Genomic DNA, 2,092 nt, shown 5'->3' on the forward strand with positions numbered 1-2,092 from the left:
GGCCTGGAGCGGGTCGGCCGCCACGACCACTTCTTCGAACTGGGCGGGCACTCGTTGCTGGTGGTCGTGATGATCGAGCGGCTGCGCGACGTGGGGATCGAGGTGGACGTGCGCAGCCTGTTCGAAGCGCCGACCGTGGCGCAGTTGGCGTTGCGCACCCATGCATCCGGAACCATGGAGCGGAGGCAAGCGTCCTCGGCACCGCGCAACCGTATTCCCGATCCATCCGCACCAATGGAAGAGTTCCGTCTATGAAGGTCGATCAGTTGCTGGAATATCTGCTGGAACTGGGGGTGGAACTGGGTGCGCAGGATGGCGAACTGATCGTGCGCGCGCCACCCGGCGTGATCGACACGGCATTGTTCCAGCAGATGACCGAATGCAAGCAGAATCTGTTGCGGCTGGTCGAGGCCATGCACTCGCATGGCGACGCCGCCGCTCCCAGGATCACACGTTCGATGTTGTCGATGGTCGACCTGGCGCAGCCACAGATCGATGCGCTGGTGGCGGCGGTGCCTGGCGGCGCGGCCAACGTGCAGGACATCTATCCGTTGTCGCCGCTGCAGGAGGGCCTGTTGTTCCACCACCTGCTGCAACGCGAAGGCGACGCCTACGTGATGCGGTCGGTGTTGGCATTCGATACAAGGGAACGGCTCGATGCGTTCCTGGGCGCATTGCAGCAGGTGATCGACCGCCACGACATCCTGCGCAGCGCGGTGCACTGGGAGGGCCTGCCGGAACCGGTACAGGTAGTGCAGCGGCGGGCGCCGCTACCGGTGCGGGAACTGCCGGCAGCGTCCGGCGACGAGGCGTTGGCGGAGTTGCTCGGGCAGACCGACCCGCGCCGCTTGCGCATGGATATCCGTCGCGCGCCGCTGCTGCAGGCGCACGTCATGGCCGATGCGGACGCTGGCGAGTGGCTGCTGGCGTTGCTGGACCATCACTTGATCAGCGACAACTATAGCCTTCAGATCATCCTTGGCGAAGTGCGGACGTTGCTGCAGGACGGCGCGCAGCGCTTGCCGGCGTCGTTGCCGTATCGAAATTTCATCGCCCATAGCCGTGCCGTGCCGGTGTCCGAGCATGAGCGCTATTTCCGGGCGCAGCTGCAGGGCGTGACCGAACCGACCGCACCGTTCGATGTACTGGATGTGCAGGGCAGCGGCAACCAGGTGCAGGAGGCGCGCCAGGTACTGAGCGCCGCGTTGGCGAGCGCCGTGCGCGCGCAGGCTCGACGATGGGCGGTGACGCCTGCAGTGCTGTGCCATGTGGCCTGGGCACAGGTGCTGGCGCGCTGCAGCGGGCGCGAGGATGTCGTGTTCGGATCGGTGCTGCTCGGCCGCCTGCAGGGTTCCTACGGCGCCGACCAGACGTTGGGAATGTTCGTCAATACCTTGCCATTGCGCGTCTCCGTCGGCGAAGTGGCAGCCGCCGAATGCGTGCGCGAGACTCATCTGCGCCTTGCCGAGCTGCTGCTGCACGAACAGGCGCCTTTGTCGCTGGCACAACGCTGCAGCGGGGTCGACCCGGCGCTGCCGTTGTTCACGACCTTGTTCAATTACCGGCATGCCAATGCTCAGCCACGTGCCGGCGTTGCCGGCGGGTTCCAGTTGCAGGGCATGCGTGTCGTCGGCATGGAGGAGCGCACCAACTATCCGATCGCGGCGGCAGTGGACGATCTTGGCGAAGGGTTCGCGATCTCGGCGCAGTGTACGGCGGGGTTGGATGCGGCGCGGCTGGTGGGCTATTTGCACACGGCGCTGGCGGGACTGGTGGAGGCGCTGGCCGACGTGCCACAGCGGTTGTTGCGCGAGCTGACGGTGCTGCCGGAAGCCGAGCGTGCGCAGCTGGCGCAGTTCAATGCGACGCAGGCAGCGTACCCGGACCGAGCGCTGATCCACGAACTGTTCGAAGCGCAGGTGGCGCTACATCCTGAGGCGATCGCCCTGGTGTTCGAAGACCAGTCGCTCAGCTACGGACAGCTCAACGTCAAGGCCAACCAACTGGCGCATCGCCTGCGCGCACTGGGCGTAGGCCCGGAGCAGCGGGTGGCGCTGTGCGCGCAGCGCGGGTTGGAGTTGGTGATCGGCAT

General features: G+C 66.2%; 2 protein-coding genes. Both read left to right on the top strand.

Features of this window, described 5'->3' with window-relative positions; genetic code table 11:
* Positions 1–255 (top strand): phosphopantetheine-binding protein (locus J2Y70_RS22210; RefSeq protein WP_309922716.1); only part of this gene is annotated, 255 nt, incomplete at its 5' end.
* On the top strand, positions 252–2,092 hold a 1,841-nt coding region (locus tag J2Y70_RS22215), incomplete at its 3' end, for a condensation domain-containing protein (RefSeq protein ID WP_309922719.1). The genes J2Y70_RS22210 and J2Y70_RS22215, both read left to right, overlap by 4 nt.

The organism is Xanthomonas sp. 1678 (assembly GCF_031455575.1).
Taxonomy (GTDB): domain Bacteria; phylum Pseudomonadota; class Gammaproteobacteria; order Xanthomonadales; family Xanthomonadaceae; genus Xanthomonas_A.